Source organism: Alphaproteobacteria bacterium (genome assembly GCA_019695395.1).
Lineage (GTDB): Bacteria > Pseudomonadota > Alphaproteobacteria > JAEUKQ01 > JAIBAD01 > JAIBAD01.
Window position 1 is genome coordinate 1 of the sequence record JAIBAD010000041.1, and the last position, 14,856, is coordinate 14,856.

Sequence of the window (14,856 nt, forward strand, 5' to 3'; positions counted from 1 at the left end):
ACGGATTTTTCAAGTTCTTTGGGATAATTGGTGATGGTCCATTGTATTATAAAGGGAAGCTTAAGATTTTTAACCTTCACAAGTGACTCTAAAAAGGGTTTAGGATTCCGTGTCCAAAAGACAAAAACATCAATATCTTGGGGATTTAGCGAAACATAATAGGGTTTATTATTATAAGGATTATGAACCCAACAATGCCCTTGCTGGAATTGACGGTTAAACCATTTCCCATGAAAAGCTGGAATATCTGTGCGATAGCTGGCAGAGATAATCATCAAATTAAGCGATATTTGCTTTTCTGGCTTGCTTTCGTTTAATTTCTCGTAAACTTAACCAGTGAAAAATCCCGGATAAAATTAAAGCAATAAAAGCGAAACCAAGACCTAAATAACTTAATACAGGGGAATGGGTTATATATTTTCCCACAATAAAAAAACCAACGCCAATGGCAATATCACTTAGCATGGTGCCTTTCATGGAAGCATAAATTTTTTCTAAAGGTTTTAGTGTATCATCATAAAGCAATGGGATTTCCTTTAATAACGTCAAAAAATTATAGTAATTCTTGCTTGATTTTGCCTTAAAATTAGGTTTCTATCAACTAGGGTAAAAATTTGGGTTACAAGTTCTTGTATAAATTTTTGTTCTTCCTATATCACATTTTGTAAATCTCTACGCAATTTTTTATAAAACTTAATTAAGTTATTGGGCTTTCTATTAAAATTGGAAATATAGAGATTATATATATAAAAACCTTTGATGAAATTAAGGGTTTCAAGTTCGACTAAAAAAGAGGGTAAAAGATGAGTAAAGTTATTGGTATAGATTTAGGTACAACCAATTCATGTATTGCAATCATGGAAGGGAGAGAGGCAAAGGTTATAGAAAATGCTGAAGGTGCGCGAACAACGCCCTCAATGGTTGCCTTTACCGAATCAGGGGAACGTCTTGTGGGGCAGGCTGCAAAACGCCAAGCTGTAACCAATCCTGAAAACACATTATTTGCAATTAAAAGATTAATTGGCCGCAGATTTGACGATAAAATAACCCAAAAGGACAAAGATCTTGTTCCTTATAAAATTGTCCCTGGTGATAATGGGGATGCGTGGGTTGAATGCCGGGGAACCAAATATTCTCCATCCCAAATTAGTGCTTTTATTCTTCAAAAAATGAAAGAAACGGCAGAAAATTATTTAGGTGAAAAAGTAAGCCAGGCGGTTATTACAGTTCCTGCTTATTTTAATGATTCCCAACGTCAAGCAACCAAGGATGCAGGTAAAATTGCAGGATTGGAAGTTTTACGTATTATTAATGAACCTACTGCTGCTGCACTTGCCTATGGTTTAGAAAAAAAGGGAAATGGCATCATTGCTGTCTATGATTTAGGTGGTGGTACGTTTGATATTTCTGTTCTTGAAATAGGGGACGGCGTTTTTGAAGTAAAATCCACCAATGGTGATACATTTTTAGGTGGTGAAGATTTTGATGCGCGTATTATGGATTATTTGGCCGATGAATTTAAAAAAGAAAGCGGTATTGATTTAAGAAAAGATCGTTTGGCTTTACAGCGTTTGAAAGAAGCAGCAGAAAAAGCAAAAATAGAACTTTCAAGCTCGATGCAGACGGAAATTAATTTGCCCTTTATTACAGCTGATCAAAATGGCCCAAAACATTTGAATATTAAATTAACCCGAGCAAAATTAGAATCATTGGTTGATGATCTTATTCAAAGAACAATTGAACCATGCCGCATGGCCCTTAAAGATGCAGGATTAAAAGCATCCGAAATTAACGAGGTTATTCTCGTGGGTGGTATGACACGTGTTCCAAAAATTATTGAAACTGTTAAAAGCTTTTTTGGCAAAGAACCGCATCGTGGGGTTAACCCTGATGAAGTGGTGGCGGTGGGTGCTGCTATTCAAGGTGGTGTGTTGAAAGGTGACGTTAAAGATGTATTATTGCTTGATGTGACACCTTTATCTTTGGGAATTGAAACTCTGGGTGGTGTGTTCACAAGATTGATTGATCGTAATACCACAATTCCTACAAAGAAAAGCCAGGTTTTTTCAACGGCCGAAGATGGACAAACTGCCGTTACCATTAGGGTTTTCCAAGGGGAACGGGAAATGGCTGTTGATAATAAGCTTTTGGGACAATTTGATTTGGTGGGTATCACATCAGCACCGCGTGGTGTCCCCCAGATTGAGGTAACGTTCGATATTGATGCCAATGGGTTGGTCAATGTCTCTGCGAAAGATAAAGCGACAGGTAAAGAGCAACAAATTCGTATTCAAGCATCTGGTGGGTTAAGTGAAGATGAAATTAATAAGATGGTTAAAGATGCTGAATCTCATGCGGGTGAAGATAAAAAGCGCCGTGAATTAGTTGAAGCTAAAAACCAAGCTGAATCTCTTATTCACACGACAGAGAAATCGTTGAAAGAAGCAGGAGATAAAGTTTCTGACAGTGATAAATCATCAATTGAATCTGCCATTGCAGATTTAAAGACAAGTTTATCTGGTGAAGAAGTTGATCAAATTAAAGAAAAAACAAATAATTTGACCCAGCTTTCTCTTAAACTTGGTGAAGCTTTATATAAAGCCCAAGAAGGGTCACCACAGGAATCATCATCTGAAACCCCAGAATCTTCAAAGTCTAATAACGAAGGTGTGGTTGATGCTGATTTCGAAGAGATTGATGAAAAACGTAAGGGAAAAATGGGTTAAGTTTTAATTTAACCTTTGTTAGATATAAAAAGCTTTTGCAAGATTAAATATCTTGCAAAAGCCTTTATTTTAAGTGAATAAATAAATATGGCAAAAACAGATTATTATCAAACATTGGGCGTTGACCGTAAAGCCGACGCTGAGACTATTAAAAAGGCCTATAGAAAATTGGCCATGCAATATCATCCAGATCGTAATAAAGATAATGCAGCAGCAGAGCATAAATTTAAAGAAATCAGCGAAGCTTATGATATTTTAAAAGATGATCAAAAAAGAGCAGCCTATGACCAATATGGCCATGCAGCTTTCGAAAATGGAGGTATGGGTGCGGGACGTGGTGCAGGTGGATTTGATTTCGCGGGTGGTTTTTCCGATATTTTTAATGAAATGTTTGGTGGCGATTTTATGGGTGGGGGCCGCAAGGCTAACCAACGCGGTGCTGATTTACGGTACAATATGCAAATCACCTTGGAAGAAGCATTTGCTGGCAAAAAAGCATCTATTCGTTTAACAACAGCTGTTGCCTGTGATTCATGTCATGGGACAGGGGGGGAAAAAGGTGCCCAGCCAATTACCTGTTCTACATGTAGAGGAAGTGGAAAACAAAGATCGACCCAAGGCTTTTTTACAATAGAAAGAACATGTCATACATGTAATGGGGCGGGGCGGGTTATAGAAAAACCTTGTAAATCATGTCAGGGATCGGGTCGTCAACGCAAAGAAAAAACTTTATCTGTTTCTATCCCAGCAGGGGTTGAAGAAGGAACACGTATTCGCCTTTCAGGTGAAGGGGAAGCAGGTCTTCATGGTACAGCATCTGGTGATCTTTATATTTTTATTACGATAGCCCCTCATGCTTTTTTTGAACGAGAAGAATCATCAATTTTTTGTAAAATACCTATTCCTATGACAACAGCTAGTCTTGGTGGTACAATAGATGTCCCTTGTATTGATGGAACAAGGGCAAAAGTTAATATCCCAGCAGGAACTCAAACAGGACAAAAATTAAGATTACGCCATAAGGGGATGAGCATTTTAAGATCAAATAATAGAGGAGATATGTATGTTGAAATTTTTGTAGAAACCCCTATTAATCTTACAAAAGCACAGCAAGAATTGTTAAAATCTTTTGAAGAAGGTAGTGTTAAAAGTAAAAAGAATAACCCGCAATCTGAAAGCTTTTTCACAAAAGTCAAAGAGTTTTGGCAAGAATTAAAAGAATAAATTAATCTATAATGTACGGTTATGGATAAAAAAACGATCCAAGTTTTTTTTAAAAAATTATCATTAGCTAATCCAAAACCTAAAGGTGAGCTTGATTATATCAATCCTTATACTTTATTAATTGCTGTAGTTTTATCGGCTCAAGCGACGGATAAAGGTGTTAATAAAGCAACCCAGGAATTATTTAAAAAAATTGATAATCCTTATGATATGGTTAAACTTGGCGAACAAAAGCTTAAAGAATATATAAAAACTATTGGGCTTTATAATATGAAAGCCAAAAATGTTATAGCATTAAGCCATATATTGGTTGATCAATATGATGGCAAGGTTCCAGAAAATTTAGAAATTTTGCAAACCCTTCCAGGGGTTGGTCGAAAAACGGCAAATGTTGTTTTAAATATTGCCTTTGACCATCCAACGATAGCCGTAGATACACATGTTTTCAGGGTTGCCAATCGAACAGGTTTAGCACCAGGCCCAACACCTTTAGCCGTTGAAAAAATGTTGGAGAGAAATGTTCCCAAGATTTATAAAAAATATGCCCATCATTGGCTTATTCTTCATGGACGTTATGTATGTAAAGCTCGTAACCCTTTGTGCTTTGAATGTATTGTTCATAAAGAATGTGATTATTTTAAAGACCAAAAATTAGCTAACCTGTAGCTTTTTTAGAAAATATGGATTTAAAACACATAGGAGCTGCAATAGTTTCTGCTTTTGGGGTACGTGTTTCAATATATAAAACGCGGTAAATGCTTGATTGTTCGTATAAAAAAAGATCTAAAATACATTGATCATTCTTATATTGCCATACTTCGGCTGGAGGATCGCGTTTAACTAAAAAGGGTTCACCTAAAAGATTTTTAACTTTTTCTTGATCAATACCAATTATATTTTGCGGATTTTCGGAAAGAGAAGCCAGCGATAGAGGGACAGGTTCGGTTGGTTTTGTTGGGATTTTCTCTTCAATTTTTGTGGGATCTATTTTTGTTTCTACGGTAGGTGTTTCTACTTTACTTGGCTCTTGGGATGTTGTTGAGGCAATAGCAGGTGGAAGAGGATCTTCAAGAGGTGGTGTCGTTATAGATTTATTAGTAGAAACTATAGAAGATGATGGCGTTGTATTAGGTTCAGGCTTAAAAACAGTTCTTTTTGTTTCTGTTGTTTTATTTGCATTATTTTTTGCAGCATAAGGGTCCCTTAAAACTTTATCCCAATTTACTTGACATGCTGAAAGAAACAAAGTTAACCCCAATATAAAAACATAATAAACGATTGGGTTTAAATAGCTTTTTTTAATCATAAATGACCAAAATTGAAGTTAACGGGTTAAAAACAACTAAAACTAATAAAATTAATTCTGCTATCACAAGATCAAATTTGATCTTCGTCGCCTTCATCCATTGGGTCCATCATGGTGGCATGAACCGTTGCTCTTTGATGACCATGGTCATGCATATCATCTTCGTGCATTTCTGATAATATATCAATTTGACCAGATAAAATTCCACCTTTTTCTACTTCTAATTCTGCATAATGAATAGAGCCAACAATACGTCCCGTAGAACGTATGGTTAAACGTCCATGGACAGTGATATCGCCTTCAAATCGGCCACTAATATCAGCTGTTTCAATTTGGGCTGATCCTTTGAAAACACCAAATTCTGCAATTTCAATGCTTCTACTATCTGTGAGTGATGCCTCAACGCGTCCTTCAACAACTAGTTTTTGGCAGGCTCTGATTTCACCAGTTAGAACAATATCACGTCCAACAATTAATCGTTTACCTTCAGATGAATCAGCACTGTTATTGGCACCACGTAAATCTGATCTACGGGCCATAGGGGATGCTATTTCAGGGGGAAGTCTACGAGGCATTGGCATATCAGGTCCTCTACCAGATTGCGATCCGGCATTCATATCTGGACGTCCAAAAGAACGCGAGGTTTTTACTTCAGCATTTGTTTCACGTAATTGGGCAGATTCTGCGCCAGGTTTTGTTATCATATCACGCTCTCTTTTTTTACCAAACATACCTTAATACTTTCCTTAAATAAAGATAGTCTAAATTAATTCCATTAAAGGAGGTTAAAATAAATCTATAAAATAGGCAATATTCTTCTTGGTTTTTCTTTATTATTTTATAATAGATCGTCCAAGATTAATAAAACGATGTAACATATAAATAGCTAATAACACAGGTGTTATTAAATTAAGAATAGGAATATAAAAACTGAACGACATTAAAATCCCATCACCTATTAAATAAAAGCGATTTTTTTTCCAAAAAATAGCACTTTCTTCAAAGGTTAAAAAGCGCATAGCGACAAGATTATAATATTCTTTACTTAAAAGATAACCATTAATCAAATAAAAAAATAAAAAACCCAGCGGTGGAAAAAAGATAAACAGAAGATAAAAAGGCAATAAAATAAGATTAATTAATAAAGTTAAAAGAAGAAACTTAATAGATTCAATAAAAACTTTCCAATTTGATTGAGATATATTTGAAAAATGGGGATAATATTCTTTTATGGTTGTATCAATAATTTTATCAACAAAAAGGCTGATAAAAAATGTAATAAAAATTGGAAAAATAAACCAGGTGGTGACTAATCCACCTAATCCAAGCAAAATTTTAATTAAAAAGTCTATAATGGTAATTTCTGTAAAAGGGATAGAAATTAAAACAGTAGAAAAAACTAGATAAAGAACAAATATAACTAAGATAGACCCTAAAACACATCCAAAAATAACTTTTAGATTTTTATACTCAGATAAAAAGACCAGTGTTTTTAAAAAAGCTTCTAACATTTTGAATAAAATATTCTATTCTGCCTTGAGAGGTTTAAAATAGGATTATAATAATTATAATCAGAGATTTAAGGTTAATAAACTATATAATTTATTGACCAAATTATAAATTCAAGGCAAAACTCCCCTATAGTAACCAAGTTATAAAACTTTGGGGTGAAAGGTAATACTAAGAATGATGTTTGATGTTTTATGTTTAGGGAATGCCATTGTTGACATCGTAACCCATGCAGATGATGCAGCTTTGCAAAAATATGATTTGCAAAAGGGTGCAATGACCTTAATAGATATTAATCGAGCCGAATATCTTTATAAAATTATGAATGAATCTTTGGAAATTTCTGGTGGATCGGCTGCAAATACAGCTGCGGGTATTGCATCATTTGGGGGAAAAGTTGGATTTATTGGTAAGGTTCATGATGATCAATTAGGAAAAACTTTTATTCAGGATATTAGGGCAGTGGGTGTTTATTATGAAACTACACCTTCTATAGGGGGGGCGCCTACCGCACGATGTCATATTTTTGTAACCCCTGATGCCCAACGTACTTTACAAACTTATCTTGGGGCATGTGTTGAATTATCCGTTGCAGATATCAACGAACAATGGGTTCAATCTTCAAAAATAACTTTTGTTGAAGGATATTTGTTTGACCCGCCAGGAGCACGATTAGCTGTAAAAAAAGCAGCAAAGTTGGCCAGCCAATCTAATAATTATTTTGCATTAAGTTTATCTGATAGTTTTTGTGCAGAAAGACATAGACCCGAATTTAAAGCTTTAATTAAAGATCATGTTCATATTTTATTTGCTAATGAATTGGAAGCCTGTTCATTTTTACAAACAAAAAGTCTTGATGAAACTTTAGAAAGAGCAAAAACTCTTTGTGATATTGTCATATTAACACGAAGTGAAAAAGGATCTTTGATTATTAAACAAAATGATGTTATTGAAATAAATCCTGCTAAAGTTAATCGTGTTTTAGATACAACTGGTGCGGGTGATTTATATGCAGCTGGTTTTCTTTATGCTTATGCCCAAAATTACGATTTAAAAAAATGTGGACATATAGCAAGTGAAGCTGCTGGCCAAATATTAGGTCATTTTGGGGCGCGTCCCACAAAACCGCTTAAAAATATTTTACAATCTTTTCTTTAACCTTGAATAAAAATTATTATGAATATTAGAAATCTTGCAATTATAGCCCATGTTGACCATGGCAAAACAACTTTGGTTGATCAGTTACTTCAGCAAAGTGGTATTTTTCGTGCCAATCAAAAAATGGTTGAGCGTGCCATGGATTCAAACGATTTAGAACGTGAAAAAGGTATTACAATTCTTGCCAAATGCACATCTATATCTTGGCAAAATATCAAACTTAATATTGTAGATACACCAGGTCATGCTGATTTTGGTGGGGAAGTCGAACGAATTTTAGGTATGGTTGATGGGGTTATTCTTTTAGTTGATGCGGCTGAAGGACCGATGCCCCAAACAAAATTTGTGACGATTAAGGCATTGAATCAAGGATTAAGACCTATCGTTGTTATTAATAAAATAGATCGTCCTGATGCCAGACCTGATGAAGTCCATAACATGGTTTTTGATCTTTTTGTGGCGTTGGGGGCGAATGATGCGCAACTTGATTTTCCAACACTTTTTGCGTCTGGAAAACAAGGATGGGCTGTAAAAAATTTGGAAGACAAAAAAGAAAATATGACACCACTTTTTGATGCTATTATTCAACATGTCCCCCAAGCCCAATCAAAACCGCAAGAACCCTTTGCGTTGCTGACGACAATTTTGGAATATGATCCTTATTTAGGCCGCGTTTTAACAGGTCGTGTTCAACAAGGAACAGCCAAGGTTAATATGACAGTTAAATCATTAAATCCAGAAGGACAAATTATTGAACAAGGGCGATTGACTAAACTTTTATCTTTTCGTGGGCTCGATCGTATACCTATTGAAACAGCAGAAGCTGGTGATATCGTTGCTATTGCAGGGCTTGAAAAAACAACAGTTGCGGATACAATTTGTGATATAGCTATTGACCAACCTATTCCATCTGAACCTATTGATCCACCTACATTGGCAATGACTTTTGCGGTTAATGATTCACCTTTTTCTGGGCGGGACGGCGATAAATTAACAACGCGTATGATTAGGTCTAGATTGCTTCGAGAAGCGGAAGGTAATGTTGCTATTCAGGTACGTGAATCTGAAAGCAAAGATAGTTTTGAGGTATCAGGTCGGGGAGAATTACAACTTGGGGTTTTGATTGAAACGATGCGGCGCGAAGGGTTTGAACTTTCTATCAGCAGACCTCGTGTTCTTTATAAAAAAGATCCAGAAACTGGGCAAAATCTTGAACCTATGGAAGAAATACAAATCGACGTTGATGAAGAATTTGTAGGGGTCGTTGTCGAAAAAATTGGTGGAAGACGGGGTGAATTACAAAATATGGCCCCATCTGGAGCTGGAAAAACCAGGCTTAATTTTATTATTCCTTCACGTGGTCTTATTGGATACCACGGTGAATTTTTGACCGATACAAGAGGGACGGGAATTATGAACCGTCTCTTCCATGGCTATGCACCTTATAAAGGATCAATCGAGGGAAGACATAATGGTGTACTTATTGCAAATGCTACAGGTGCGTCGGTTGCTTATGCTCTTTGGTATTTAGAAGAAAGAGGATGGTTGATGATTGCGCCTGGTATGGAAGTATATGAAGGCATGATTATTGGTGAACATAGCCGAGATAATGATCTTGAGGTTAACCCTTTAAAGCAAAAGCAACTCACAAATATTAGAACAACCTCTAAAGATGAAGCTATAAGATTAACACCACCAAAACTTATGACGCTGGAACAAGCACTTGCTTATATCAATGATGATGAGCTGGTTGAAGTAACACCTAAAAATATAAGATTACGTAAAAAGATTTTGGATCCACACGATCGTAAACGGGCCAGCCGTGCTGCAGAAAAAGACGGGGGAATGCTTTATGCAAGCGCTGAATAAATTATCTCAATATTCGGAACATGAGGGGATTAAAAAATATTTTGATCAACGATTGTTAATTATTTTATTTATGGGTTTTTCTAGTGGCCTTCCCTTAGCTTTAACCAGCAGTACATTGCAAGTTTGGCAAACGAGGATGCAAGTTGATTTAGCAACAATAGGATTTTTTTCACTTGTTGGTATTTCATATAGTTTGAAATTTCTATGGGCTCCCATTATTGACCAAGTTAAATTACCTGGTTTTTTAGGAAGATTAGGGCAACGAAAAAGTTGGGCTATTATTACCCAAATAATGCTTATGATAACGATCAGTTTACTTGGTAGTATTGATCCCAAACTTAATCCAGAATTAACAGCACTATATGCAGTATTGGTTGCTTTTTTTTCAGCTAGTCAAGATATAGTTATTGATGCATATCGTATTGAATTACTTGATGAAAAACAGCAAGGAACAGGCGCAGCTATGACCCAATATGGATATAGATTGGGTATGTTGGCGTCGGGTGCTGGTGCATTATGGTTAGCCCAAAGTGTATCTTGGTTTGCTGCATATTTAGTTATGGCAGGATTGATGGCCATATGTATGGCGATTACTTTATTTTCACCAGAACCCACAAAAATACGTACCACATCAACAGAAAATTCAAAATATTGGTATCTTTTAATTTTAGGATTATTAGCCGTTGCTTTATGCGCTGTTGGTATTTATTTTTTAACACTTTCTTCAATGAAAAGTTTTTTTGAAGTTACAGAATTTTCTAAAATCCCTACTCTTAAATTTTTACCCTCAACTATAGCTTTAATTTTAGCAGCACTTACCCCAATTTTAATTATTTCTTTATTACCAAAAACCATAGGTCAAACAGGTAAAGTAGCTGATAATTATAAAATTTTACGTGACTATTTTGATCAAGCAATTATCAATCCATTTTCTGATATTATTAACAGGCAAGGATGGAAAGCAATTCTTCTTTTTGTTTTATTTTATAAATTAGGAGATTCAATGGCAGGCGCCATGGCTAATGCCTTTTATGTGAAGATGGGTTTTACTAATATTGAAATTGCTGAAATTAGCAAAATTTATGGGCTTATTGCAACGTTGGTAGGTGTTTTCTTAGGTGGGATAATGGTAACGCGTTATGGTATTATGATGGCCCTCCTTTTGGGAGGAATTGCCCAATTATTATCAAATTTAATGTTTTCTGCTCAAGCTTATATGGGCCATGATATTTATTTTTTAATGGCAACTATAAGTATAGAAAATTTAGCAGGTGGTATGGGCTCGGCTGCATTTGTTGCCTATTTATCAAATTTATGTAACACCACCTTTACAGCAACTCAATATGCTCTTTTTTCATCTTTAATGGCTGTTGGGCGTACAGTTCTTTCATCTCAAAGTGGTATATTTGCAGAGCAAATGGGCTGGATTCCTTATTTTATTTTTACGGCAATAGCTGCCTTGCCCGGACTGATATTTTTGTTTTGGATTATGTATCGTTATCCCGTAGAAAAAATAAAACTAGCTAAAGTTTAATTATTATAATCAAGAGCATAACCTGCTGCCCTTACAGTTCTGATATAATTTTGTAAGGGTGGATAATGATTTAATGCTTTTCTAAGTCTTCTGATATGAACATCAACAGTTCTAGGTTCAACATAAATATCTTTACCCCATATATGGTCAAGTAGATGTTCACGATTAAAGACGCGAGCGGGGTTTTCCATAAAATAACGTAGTAGTTTGAATTCTGTGGGGCTTAAATGAATTTCATGATTATTTTTAAAAACACGATATGTTATAAGATCCATTTTAAGATCGTGATATATCAATGTTGTATCAGCTAAAACATTAGAACGACGCAAAAGCAGTTTTATTCTTGCAATAAGTTCATTAACACTGAAGGGTTTAACAATATAATCATCTGCCCCTAAATCAAATCCACGAAGTTTATCCTTTTCTTCACCGCGTGCCGTTAACATAATAATTGGTATATGTGATGTTGCTTGGGATTTTTTTATCTGGCGGCATACTTCTATACCTGAAATTAAAGGGATCATCCAATCCAGAAGAATTAAATCGGGTTGATCTTCTTGAACTAACATTAAAGCTTTTTCGCCATCATCAGCAATTTTGGTTATAAAATTTTGGTTATTTAAATTATATTGAAGAAGAGAGGCCAAGTCAGCTTCATCTTCGACAATTAAAATTTTATGTTTCTTCATGTTGAATTTGATGAATTGTGAAAGATGTATCATCTGCTTTAGGTCTATTTTTTTCTATCGCTTGACCTAAAACCAGAAAATGGATGGTTTCGGCAATATTTGTGGCATGATCGCCTATTCTTTCAATATTTTTAGCTATAAAAAGAAGATGGGTACAGGGTGTAATGTTTCTTGGATCTTCCATCATATAAGTTAAAAGATCTCGAAAGATACCTGTGTATAAAGCATCAACTTCTTCATCCCGGTGCCAGGCTTGCATAGCTTTTTCTGCATTTCGATATGCATAAGCATCAAGAACATCTTTAACAATAGTTTGCACAAGCTGGCTTAAATGAGCAATTGTTGTCGTAGCTGAACGAACGACCGGCATTTGAACCAGAGCAATAGAACGCTTGGCAACATTGGTTGCATAATCACCTATTCTTTCTAAATCACTTGATATTTTAAGAGCGGTGATAACTTCACGTAAATCTTGGGCCATAGGTTGACGTAGTGCCAGAATACGAATAACCATGGCACTCATCTCTTGTTCCAATTCGTCGATACTGTCATCATTGGCTATAACTTTAGTTGCAAGGTCGCTGTGTCTTTTAATTAAAGCTTCCATGGCTTGCTGTAATTGTGTTTCAGCAAGTCCCCCCATTTTCATAATAATGTCATTAAGTTTTTTTAATTCTTCATCAAAAGATTTTACGATATGTTGTGGGGCCATGATGTTGCTCTTTTAAAAGTGTTGTTAACCAAAACGTCCTGTTATATATCCCTGGGTTCTGGGATCACGTGGGCTTGTGAAAATATCATCTGTTTTTCCTTGTTCAACAAGCTCCCCCAAATGAAAAAAGGCTGTATATTGTGAAACACGTGCTGCTTGTTGCATCGAATGAGTTACAATAACGATTGTATAATTAATTCTTAATTCATCAATTAATTCTTCAACCTTAGCAGTTGCAATAGGATCTAGGGCTGAACATGGTTCATCCATTAAAATAACATCGGGATTAACAGCAATAGCCCGTGCAATACATAAACGTTGTTGTTGACCACCCGATAGGCCGGTACCAGCTTCTTCTAACCTATCTTTAACCTCATTCCATAACCCAGCCTTTTCAAGACTGGATTCCACAATTTCATCTAATTCCGCTTTTTTTATTGCCAGTCCATGGATACGTGGCCCATAAGCAACATTGTCATAAATAGATTTAGGAAAAGGATTTGGTTTTTGGAAAACCATACCAATTTTTGCTCTTAAACTGACCACATCAATAGTGGGATCATAAATGTCTCTTGTATCGATAGTAATTTTACCAGTAACTTGGCATCCTTCAATAACATCGTTCATGCGATTAAGACAGCGTAAAAAAGTTGATTTTCCACATCCCGATGGACCGATTAAAGCTGTCGCTTTATTTTTAGGAATAGATAAGGAGATATCTTTTAATGCTTGGGTTGTTCCATAAAAAACATTAACATTTTCAGCATAAATTTTGTAGATATTATTTAGCGACATAAACTAACCTTTATACTTACCATCTTTTTTCAAATCTTCTTCTAATATAAACAGCGCATCCATTCATGAGAATAAGAATTAATAATAAAACAATAATAGCTGCACTTGTTTTTTCAAGAAAAGCTTTTTCTGGACTATCTGCCCATAAATAAATCTGCACAGGTAATACAGTTGCAGCATCTGTAAAATGAGAGGGTATATCAGCAATAAAGGCAACCATCCCAATCATTAAAAGGGGGGCTGTTTCTCCGATAGCCCTGGCGGTTCCTATAATGGTTCCTGTTAAAATACCAGGTAAAGCTAAAGGAAGTTTATGATGAATAACAGTTTGAAAAGGGGATGCACCAAGGGCAAGAGCAGCTTGTTGAATAGAACTTGGAACTGTTTTTAAAGCGGATCGAGTTGCAATAATAAGAATAGGTAAAATCATTAATCCCAATACCAACCCCCCAACAATAGGGGTCGAACGTGGAAGCCCAAAGAAACCAATAAAAACAGCAAGCCCTAATAACCCAAATACAATTGAAGGTACAGCCGCAAGATTGTTAATGCTGATTTCTACAATATCAATCCAAAGTTTTTTGGGTGCAAATTCTTCAAGATAAATCGCCGACATAACACCCAAAGGAACAGCAAATAATAAAGTTATACTCATTGTTAATAATGTGCCAAGAATACTTGCCAAAATACCTGCTTGTTCTGGTTCACGGCTATCGCCCGAGGTAAAAAAAGTGAAATTAAATTTCTTTGTTATTTTCCCCTGTTGATGAAGTTGGTTCACCCATAAAATTTGCTTATCATTTGTTGGATTATTTTGAGATAATAAATTTTTAAGATAATTTTTATAGATAAGATCTATATCATCCGAAGATTTGATCCATATATTTATTTTATCTGAAAGACTGTTTTTTGAATTTGATATTGTTTTTTGTAAATCATAGCCTGCATTATTACTTAGCATTTTTAAAAGAATTCGTTGGTCTTGTTTATCCTGAACATTAGGAAAGATACCCAAGAAAGATTGACGAATAATTTTCGTATAAAAAAGGGTTGAGGTATCGGGGTCATTATTTTCGTTTAATAGTTTTCTATCGATTTCCAATTTAATATAAGTTTGATTAAAAGCAGGTAGACTTTTGCCAATAATATCGGTTAAAAGAAATCCTAAAATAAAACATGCCAATAGAATGGACAAAATACCAAAATATTTAAATATTTTTTCATGCCTTAGGCGTTTTTTTAAACGTTTTTTTAAAATTAATGTTGATTTTTCTTGTGTATATTTATTCATATTTTTCTCGATATTTTTTAACAATATAAAGAGCAATAATATT

15 protein-coding genes are annotated in these 14,856 nt (G+C 35.1%); 6 read left to right on the forward strand and 9 right to left on the reverse strand.

All coding sequences use genetic code 11. From position 1 onward, the window contains the following. Both K1X44_07340 and K1X44_07345 read right to left on the reverse strand, forming a co-directional pair. Window positions 1-278 (reverse strand): DUF1848 domain-containing protein (locus tag K1X44_07340; protein MBX7147105.1); only part of this gene is annotated, 278 nt, incomplete at its 3' end. A gap of 1 nt (window position 279) precedes the next feature. Continuing rightward, entirely contained in the window at window positions 280-525 is a 246-nt protein-coding gene (locus K1X44_07345; protein ID MBX7147106.1) for a hypothetical protein, read from the reverse strand. 278 nt (window positions 526-803) lie between these two features. Here K1X44_07345 and dnaK point away from each other — a divergent pair, with 278 nt between their 5' ends. The 3 genes from dnaK to nth all read left to right on the forward strand — a co-directional run bounded on the left by dnaK (window position 804) and on the right by nth (window position 4,616). Then, window positions 804-2,726, forward strand: coding sequence for a molecular chaperone DnaK (gene dnaK, locus K1X44_07350; GenBank protein ID MBX7147107.1), 1,923 nt, complete (start codon window positions 804-806; stop codon window positions 2,724-2,726). An 87-nt stretch (window positions 2,727-2,813) separates the two neighbouring features. Next, window positions 2,814-3,950, forward strand: coding sequence for a molecular chaperone DnaJ (gene dnaJ, locus K1X44_07355; GenBank protein ID MBX7147108.1), 1,137 nt, complete (start codon window positions 2,814-2,816; stop codon window positions 3,948-3,950). A gap of 21 nt (window positions 3,951-3,971) precedes the next feature. Continuing rightward, entirely contained in the window at window positions 3,972-4,616 is a 645-nt protein-coding gene (gene nth / locus K1X44_07360; protein MBX7147109.1) for an endonuclease III, read from the forward strand. On the opposite strand, the gene K1X44_07365 is transcribed toward nth, so the two are convergent. The 3 genes from K1X44_07365 to K1X44_07375 all read right to left on the reverse strand — a co-directional run bounded on the left by K1X44_07365 (window position 4,606) and on the right by K1X44_07375 (window position 6,767). Continuing rightward, complete coding sequence (locus tag K1X44_07365; protein ID MBX7147110.1) at window positions 4,606-5,196, reverse strand: hypothetical protein; 591 nt, start codon at window positions 5,194-5,196, stop codon at window positions 4,606-4,608. The two genes, nth and K1X44_07365, sit on opposite strands and share 11 nt — an antisense overlap. 131 nt (window positions 5,197-5,327) lie before the next feature. After that, window positions 5,328-5,987, reverse strand: coding sequence for a polymer-forming cytoskeletal protein (locus K1X44_07370; GenBank protein MBX7147111.1), 660 nt, complete (start codon window positions 5,985-5,987; stop codon window positions 5,328-5,330). A gap of 102 nt (window positions 5,988-6,089) precedes the next feature. Further along, window positions 6,090-6,767, reverse strand: a complete 678-nt coding sequence (locus tag K1X44_07375) for an EI24 domain-containing protein (protein ID MBX7147112.1) — start codon at window positions 6,765-6,767, stop codon at window positions 6,090-6,092. Window positions 6,768-6,942: 175 nt separating this feature from the next. On the opposite strand from K1X44_07375, the gene K1X44_07380 reads away from it, so the two are divergent. Genes K1X44_07380 through K1X44_07390 form a run of 3 tightly spaced genes read left to right on the forward strand, consistent with a single transcriptional unit; the run spans window position 6,943 to window position 11,326 of the window. Further along, window positions 6,943-7,923 carry an adenosine kinase gene (locus tag K1X44_07380; protein ID MBX7147113.1) on the forward strand — a complete coding sequence of 327 codons (981 nt, stop codon included), beginning with the start codon at window positions 6,943-6,945 and terminating at the stop codon, window positions 7,921-7,923. An 18-nt stretch (window positions 7,924-7,941) separates the two neighbouring features. Then, complete coding sequence (gene typA / locus K1X44_07385; GenBank protein MBX7147114.1) at window positions 7,942-9,792, forward strand: translational GTPase TypA; 1,851 nt, start codon at window positions 7,942-7,944, stop codon at window positions 9,790-9,792. Continuing rightward, the gene (locus tag K1X44_07390) at window positions 9,776-11,326 is read left to right on the forward strand and encodes an AmpG family muropeptide MFS transporter (protein MBX7147115.1); all 1,551 of its coding nucleotides are present in this window, start codon (window positions 9,776-9,778) and stop codon (window positions 11,324-11,326) included. The genes typA and K1X44_07390 overlap by 17 nt, the downstream gene beginning before the upstream one ends. Here K1X44_07390 and phoB read toward each other — a convergent pair. From phoB to pstA, 4 genes are read right to left on the reverse strand one after another with little or no spacing between them, the layout of a single operon-like run. Beyond that, entirely contained in the window at window positions 11,323-12,015 is a 693-nt protein-coding gene (phoB, locus tag K1X44_07395) for a phosphate regulon transcriptional regulator PhoB (protein ID MBX7147116.1), read from the reverse strand. The genes K1X44_07390 and phoB overlap by 4 nt on opposite strands. Beyond that, the gene (gene phoU, locus K1X44_07400) at window positions 12,002-12,727 is read right to left on the reverse strand and encodes a phosphate signaling complex protein PhoU (GenBank protein ID MBX7147117.1); all 726 of its coding nucleotides are present in this window, start codon (window positions 12,725-12,727) and stop codon (window positions 12,002-12,004) included. Before phoU ends, phoB begins: the two co-directional genes overlap by 14 nt. A 24-nt stretch (window positions 12,728-12,751) precedes the next feature. Further along, on the reverse strand, window positions 12,752-13,522 hold the full coding sequence (gene pstB / locus K1X44_07405; protein MBX7147118.1) for a phosphate ABC transporter ATP-binding protein PstB: 771 nt from the start codon (window positions 13,520-13,522) through the stop codon (window positions 12,752-12,754). A gap of 16 nt (window positions 13,523-13,538) precedes the next feature. Beyond that, entirely contained in the window at window positions 13,539-14,813 is a 1,275-nt protein-coding gene (gene pstA, locus K1X44_07410) for a phosphate ABC transporter permease PstA (GenBank protein ID MBX7147119.1), read from the reverse strand. Window positions 14,814-14,856: the final 43 nt, after the last annotated feature.

What these genes read in the sequence shown, in the direction of transcription:
- K1X44_07375 (MBX7147112.1), bottom strand. Translation starts at nt 6,767, where the DNA reads ATGTTAGAAGCTTTTTTAAAAACACTGGTCTTTTTATCTGAGTATAAA.
- K1X44_07380 (MBX7147113.1), top strand. Translation starts at nt 6,943, where the DNA reads ATGATGTTTGATGTTTTATGTTTAGGGAATGCCATTGTTGACATCGTA.
- nth (MBX7147109.1), top strand. Translation starts at nt 3,972, where the DNA reads ATGGATAAAAAAACGATCCAAGTTTTTTTTAAAAAATTATCATTAGCT.
- K1X44_07390 (MBX7147115.1), top strand. Translation starts at nt 9,776, where the DNA reads ATGCAAGCGCTGAATAAATTATCTCAATATTCGGAACATGAGGGGATT.
- pstB (MBX7147118.1), bottom strand. Translation starts at nt 13,522, where the DNA reads ATGTCGCTAAATAATATCTACAAAATTTATGCTGAAAATGTTAATGTT.
- K1X44_07370 (MBX7147111.1), bottom strand. Translation starts at nt 5,987, where the DNA reads ATGTTTGGTAAAAAAAGAGAGCGTGATATGATAACAAAACCTGGCGCA.
- typA (MBX7147114.1), top strand. Translation starts at nt 7,942, where the DNA reads ATGAATATTAGAAATCTTGCAATTATAGCCCATGTTGACCATGGCAAA.
- dnaJ (MBX7147108.1), top strand. Translation starts at nt 2,814, where the DNA reads ATGGCAAAAACAGATTATTATCAAACATTGGGCGTTGACCGTAAAGCC.
- dnaK (MBX7147107.1), top strand. Translation starts at nt 804, where the DNA reads ATGAGTAAAGTTATTGGTATAGATTTAGGTACAACCAATTCATGTATT.
- pstA (MBX7147119.1), bottom strand. Translation starts at nt 14,813, where the DNA reads ATGAATAAATATACACAAGAAAAATCAACATTAATTTTAAAAAAACGT.
- phoB (MBX7147116.1), bottom strand. Translation starts at nt 12,015, where the DNA reads ATGAAGAAACATAAAATTTTAATTGTCGAAGATGAAGCTGACTTGGCC.
- phoU (MBX7147117.1), bottom strand. Translation starts at nt 12,727, where the DNA reads ATGGCCCCACAACATATCGTAAAATCTTTTGATGAAGAATTAAAAAAA.